This window comes from Microcoleus sp. B7-D4, from assembly GCF_036705125.1.
Lineage (GTDB): Bacteria > Cyanobacteriota > Cyanobacteriia > Cyanobacteriales > Microcoleaceae > Microcoleus.
On sequence record NZ_JAUBTT010000195.1, the window covers coordinates 1 to 6,180 of the forward strand.

At 47.3% G+C, this 6,180-nt stretch carries 5 protein-coding genes; 2 read left to right on the forward strand and 3 right to left on the reverse strand.

All coding sequences use genetic code 11. The features are described 5' to 3' along the window. Window positions 1-281: 281 nt before the first annotated feature. The 3 genes from QUB12_RS36340 to cobU all read right to left on the reverse strand — a co-directional run bounded on the left by QUB12_RS36340 (window position 282) and on the right by cobU (window position 3,707). The gene (locus QUB12_RS36340) at window positions 282-2,351 is read right to left on the reverse strand and encodes an AarF/ABC1/UbiB kinase family protein (protein WP_333310944.1); all 2,070 of its coding nucleotides are present in this window, start codon (window positions 2,349-2,351) and stop codon (window positions 282-284) included. Window positions 2,352-2,428: 77 nt separating this feature from the next. Then, entirely contained in the window at window positions 2,429-2,851 is a 423-nt protein-coding gene (locus QUB12_RS36345) for a hypothetical protein (RefSeq protein WP_333148160.1), read from the reverse strand. Between the two features lie 280 nt (window positions 2,852-3,131). After that, on the reverse strand, window positions 3,132-3,707 hold the full coding sequence (gene cobU / locus QUB12_RS36350) for a bifunctional adenosylcobinamide kinase/adenosylcobinamide-phosphate guanylyltransferase (RefSeq protein WP_333148158.1): 576 nt from the start codon (window positions 3,705-3,707) through the stop codon (window positions 3,132-3,134). 309 nt (window positions 3,708-4,016) lie between these two features. On the opposite strand from cobU, the gene QUB12_RS36355 reads away from it, so the two are divergent. Both QUB12_RS36355 and QUB12_RS36360 read left to right on the forward strand, forming a co-directional pair. After that, window positions 4,017-4,988 (forward strand): glycosyltransferase family 2 protein, encoded by a 972-nt coding sequence (locus tag QUB12_RS36355; RefSeq protein WP_333310946.1) that lies wholly within the window; start codon window positions 4,017-4,019, stop codon window positions 4,986-4,988. Between the two features lie 101 nt (window positions 4,989-5,089). Then, complete coding sequence (locus QUB12_RS36360; RefSeq protein ID WP_333107235.1) at window positions 5,090-6,046, forward strand: glycosyltransferase family 2 protein; 957 nt, start codon at window positions 5,090-5,092, stop codon at window positions 6,044-6,046. Window positions 6,047-6,180: the final 134 nt, after the last annotated feature.

Consider the following 6,180-nt stretch of genomic DNA (forward strand, 5'->3'; position numbering starts at 1 on the left):
GGGCGGGACGCCCATCCCACAATAACAATTAAAATTGTAAGTTATTTAATTCGCGATCCTTAATTAAAAGAACGCAGACGAAATTTCATCTGCGTTCATCTGTGTTTATCTGCTAATATCTGCGGTCAAAAAACATCCCAATCTCCCAATCTAATATGATGTGCGGTCGATCGACCACGCTCAAAAGCCGGGGCGGGTTTACAGAATCTCTCGTTTCTATTGTAGATATTGGTAAACCCGCCCCTACAGGAATTATGGTCAATTCACCTGACATGATATAACTACTTCGCAGCAGGTAAAGACAACTGAGGCGAAGTTTTAGCATAGCTTCCATTCACGGGAATGGCATCCGGTTCCTGCGAAAGCAAAAACTCACGAATAACCCTAGCAACTGCTCTTTGAGCTAAACCGCCGACTACTTTCTGCCCCATATTCTGCACTTCCGGTTTCACCAACAATTGCGGAAGTAGCTGCAATACTTTCATCGAGTCAAAACCGGGAGTTGATTGCAAAATATCCCAAATCCGCTTGATGTGTTCTAAGTTTTTTTGTTCAGTTGGTGAAACCACAGGTTGATTTGCCTTGACTCCAAACCATTCGCCCACGACTGCTTTGGCGTTAGCAAAAGCATTGCTCGAAAGTGTGTCGAGACTTTTGACTAATTCCAGGACAATACGATCGCGAATGAAATCTCCTCTTTCGGAAAATAAATACTCTAATGCTTGGTTCAAGATTTTGCTGACATCGTAGTCGTCACTCTCGCGGGCATTGTTGAGCAAGTTTTCTAAGCGGTTCCAGCGGAATTCGCCTTGTTTGAACAGCAAATCTTGCAGGGATGCTCTCAATTCCGGTGCGGGGTCGCTCAACAGCCGTTTTGCAACGTAAGGATAAGCTTTGCTCAACACTTTGAATTCTGGATCGACATTAATGGCAATCCCTTCTAACGTGACGAGCGATCGAATAATCAAAGCATAGTAAGCTGGAACCCGGAAAGGATATTCGTACATCACCGCCGAAAGTTCGTCAGTAATGCTTTTGAAATTGAGTTCGGCAACGCTAGCACCCAAAGCATTGTTAAATACCCCCGCCAAAGCCGGAATAATTGGCGTCAAATCGGTGTCTGGCGTTAAAAACTCTAACTTGACATAATCTTTTGCCAAACCTTCAAAGTCGCGGTTCACCAAATGCACCACAGCTTCCAACAAGCCGTACCGCTGATAAGGTTTAACTTCGCTCATCATCCCGAAATCGAGATAAGCTAATTGACCGTCAGGAGTTGCCAAAAGATTGCCGGGATGCGGGTCGGCGTGAAAGAAACCGTGTTCGAGAAGTTGTCTGAGAGAGCACTGCACCCCCACTTCAATTAAGTAAGGAGCGTCGATTCCTTGAGCTTTAACGGCCTCTAAATTCGTAAGTTTGATGCCGGTGATCCACTCCATTGTTAAGACGCGGCGGCGGGTATATTCCCAGTAGATGCTGGGAACATAAATGTCTTTGATGTGGCCGTAGAGTTGGGCAAACCGTTCGGCATTTTGACCTTCGTGGGTGTAGTCCATTTCTTCGTAAATGCGCTCGCCCAACTCGTCCATAATGCTGGCGAGGTCACTGCGAATTATTTTGAAGTTGTTTTGTGCCCAAACTGCAAGACGCCGCAGGATGTAGATATCTAAGCCGATGTTTTCGGCTAAACCCGGTCGCTGGACTTTGATTGCGACTGTTTCTCCGGTTTTGAGTTTGCCTTTGTAGACTTGTCCGAGAGATGCTGCGGCGATCGGATCTGGGCTGATTTCTGCGTAGATGTCTTTGGGGTGGGCTCCCAATTCTTCTTGGATGAATTGATATGCTACTTCGTTCGGAAATGCTGGCAATTGGTCTTGCAGCGTGGTTAGTTCTTCTAAATATACTGGCGGTACTAAGTCGGGGCGTGTTGAAAGTGCTTGTCCGATTTTGATGAAAGCTGGGCCGAGTTGGCCGAGAATTTCCCGCAGTCGGACGGCGCGACGCTTTTCGTTTGTGGCGGTACGACCTGTTTTGCCGTCGAACCACACACTGAAGGCAAAGCTAAAAAATGTCCAAACAACGCTCGACAGCCTTCCCCAGACTTGTAGAGGTCGATTTCGGTACAGGGCTGCGATCGCCACTGGATCGTACCGAACAGCATCTCCGGCTAACTCGAAAGCTATGTCTCTGGCTGATTTGAGCCGATCGTCCGTTACGAGCTGCGTCTCTAGTGATACTGGTACTGCTTGCAGGGGAATTGTATTTGCATCTTGGAGATTGCCGAGTACAGCCTGAGTCCCTGAATTTACATAAGTTGGCGGGGAGGCTGGCGATACTGTCTTGACATTCATAAATCAGACCTAGTGTGAAGCATTGTAAATATATTGTAACAATTTAAGGAAGAAGACCCTTCTTCCTTCTTATATACTTACTCGCCGCTGGATCTTTGGAGTCGATCGCGAATGCCTGATAGTTGCGATTGGCTGCTGACGGGCGATCGAGGTTGGGGCATTTCGGTATCGGGCCAGTTCGGTAAGTCGTTACAGGGACAGAACTCCGGGGGCATTCCGGTTTGTTTGAACACTACGGGCATAGCGCAGCGCGCGCAGGGACTGATTTCCCAAGCTGGCGTCAGCAGTTGGGCAATTGTTTCGTTTGTGCCTTCGAGGTAACAGTCTCCGCTGTCGCGGGAGATGATTTTTTGCCAGCAGTCTTCAAATTCCTGGCTGTAGCGATCGCCCCCATTTACCAATTTGGGCTGCAGCGCTTCGGAACCGTTGCGAATTAATACTTTTTTGCCTAACTGAAACCAGTAAGCAATATATTTTCTTACTTCACTATCTGATGCCATAACTTTTAGTCAACCCTTCAACTAATTGATTATTTTAGACTTTTAATTGGAAATTACCACTCTTTCTTAAGAGACATTTTATCTTTTACATAATTTCAAAATTTGGCTATTCCTCATGTCAAATTGTTGAGCTGTCCCCCTAGTGAGTATGTTTTTTGACTAATTTATGTGAGTCTTGAATTTTCAATCTTACTTAATGAAAATTCTACCTGATTTTCAGTTAAAATTGTCGTTCGGGAAACCGATATATTTTCTCTCTTGTCGATCGCGACTCCGGCTGTTAATTTTTCGCTACCGGCGGCAGCGGGGTACCCAAAGCGCTGAGATTCAAGGCGTAACCTCCGGTGGCGAGATAAACAGTATCGGCGATCGCCCCGATGTGGCGCACGAGAGTGCCGAGGCGATCGCGAAACAGCCGCCCCGCCGGATAAGCAGGCACAACGCCCCATCCGGTTTCTTCCCCTACCAAAATTACATCAGCCGCCGCCGACTTCAAACAGGCTAGCAAATCTTGCTGCGTAGTCGCCCAAACAGCAGCTTCTTGTTCCAAAAGATTTGCCGTCCAAGTTCCCAGTGAATCAATCAACAAGCAATCTGACGGCTTGCTTGCTCGCAAAACGGCCGATAATTCGATCGGCACTTCTAGAGTTGCCCAATCAACTGGACGGCGATTTCGGTGCCGATCGAGGCGACGAATCCACTCCAAATCCGTTTCATCAACCTGACCGGTAGCCACATAGATTACTTGTTTCCCAGAACCCGCCGCCAGAGTTTCGGCCCATTCACTTTTGCCGCTTCGGGCCGGCCCAGTTACTAAGATTAATTGTCTTGATGTGGTGGGTTCTGAGTTACTCATTAGTCAGTCGATTTTAGATTTTAGATTTTAGATTTTAGATTTACTCCACAACAAATGATTTTGGGAGATTGAAGTTTGGTTAAAACTTTTGGGCTGCTCGCGACTAATGTCGCGGGCTTGTCTCCCTTCTTTGGGCGGGGTCACATACAAAGGATTAAACATAATTCCCAATTGCCAATTCCCAATTAGCAATTACCCATGATGATTTAAACGGCCAACTACCAAATGCTTTTTAAGCGATAATAGCATTGATGAGACAATATCAGAGTAAGTCGATCGAGAACCCCCGTATTTCCCAAGCTGTTATTTATGCCAGATCATCCTCAGATATCAGCGATTATTTGCACCCACAATCGCGCCGCCTATTTAGGTGGGGCGATCGACAGCTTGCTGGTACAGGATTTTCCCGACAACTTTGAAGTAGTAGTAGTGGATAACGCTTCTAGCGATTATGCAAGCCCCGAAAGTTCGACTTCGCGCACCCGCGAGGTGGTAGAAGCAAGACAGGGCGATCGGCGTCTCAAGTACGTCTGGGAACCCGAAATCGGTCTGTCAGTAGCCCGGAACACAGGCGCTAAGCAAGCTCGCAGTGAAATATTAGCTTATCTCGACGACGACGCTATTGCTGAGCCGAATTGGCTCAGGGTGCTGCACGCGGCTTATCAAAGCAATCAACAACTCGCCGTAGCTGGTGGCAAAGTAAATTTGCTCTGGCCTTCGGGAGTCAGCCCGCCCGAATGGCTGTCACCGGGATTGGCCCAGAACTTGGGATCATACGATTTAGGCGATACTTACCTATACGTGACTGCTGCCGGTTTGACTCCCAGGGGTGTAAACTATTCAATCCGGCGCGCTTTTCTCGAACAAATTGGCGGCTTCGATGCCAAACTCGGTAGAGTCGGCAAAAAGTTGCTGTCAAATGAAGAGTTGCGGGCCACAGAATTAGCTTTAGAGTTAGGTTGGCAAGTAGTTTATCTACCGGAGGCCCTGGTGCTTCACCATGTCGCGACAGAAAGGCTCAACAAAGCTTGGTTTCTACAGCGCGGGTGGTGGCAAGGCATCAGCGAGTGTTATCGCGAACAATTGTCCGATCGAGCCGGTATTGCTCAGCTTGGGCGGGGGGGTGAAAGAATCTTGAGGGGAGTCTGGAAGTCTTTTAAATATATTAGAGATCCAGGGCTGCGCTTTGAAAATTTCGTTTTTGCCTGGGGTCAAATCGGTTATTTGAGCGCAGCCATCCGCGGCCTGATTTTTGCACCGAAATCGACCAGCAGGCATTAGGCTATAGGCAATATCCCTCGCTGCTAAAGTCGTCGGCCCTGCTGTGCCGATCGCATTTCATCCACCAAAACTCGACCGCATTTAGGTTCAAGCACTCGATTATGACATCTAGTTCATCCAAGATTCCGGTTTCAGTTCTCATTCCGGCAAAAGACGAAGAACTTAATCTACCTGCGTGTCTGGCCAGCATTGCCAGGGCGGATGAAGTTTTCATGGTTGATTCCCAAAGCAGCGATCGCACGGTAGAAATTGCCATCAGCACGGGCGCAAAAGTAGTGCAATTCTACTTCGACAACCGCTGGCCGAAAAAGAAAAATTGGTCATTGGACAATCTGCCCTTTCGCAACGAATGGGTATTAATTGTCGATTGCGACGAGCGCATTCCGCCGGAACTTTGGGACGAAATCGCGCAGGCGATCGAAGACCCCAATTTTGACGGCTACTACCTCAACCGCAAAGTCTTCTTTTTAGGTCAGTGGCTGCGTTACGGCGGCCGATATCCCGACTGGAATTTGCGTTTGTTCAAGCATCAAAAAGGCCGTTACGAAAACCTCGGCACTGAATCCGTCCCCAATACTGGCGACAACGAAGTTCACGAACACGTAATTTTAGCGGGTCAAGTCGGCTACTTAAAAAATGACATGATCCACGAGGATTACCGCGATTTATTTCACTGGATAGAACGGCACAACCGCTATTCTAATTGGGAAGCTCGCGTTTATTACAATATTATTGAAGGGCGCGACGACAGCGGCACTATTGGCGCTCACTTATTTGGAGATGCAGTGCAGCGGAAACGCTTTCTCAAAAAAGTTTGGGTGTGGCTGCCTTTTAAACCTATGCTCAGATTTATTTTATTTTATTTCATTCAGCTCGGCTTTTTGGATGGAAAAGCTGGCTATATTTATGCAAGGCTATTGAGTCAATATGAGTATCAAATTAATGCAAAACTTTACGAGTTGCGTTGTTGTGGCGGTCAGTTAAATGTGGCAGAACCTGAGCCTACTCTGTCGCCGCCAGTAGTTATCAGTCAGGAGACCGAAGTGAAATTGCCGTAATAGTAGGTATGAAATTTTAACCGCAGATGGCGGCGGATTGACGCCGATGAACGCAGATATAGTCATTTCAAATAAGTATGAGACACTAGACTTCACAATAAGCACGAATAATTTCATCAAGAGATGTGCCAGGA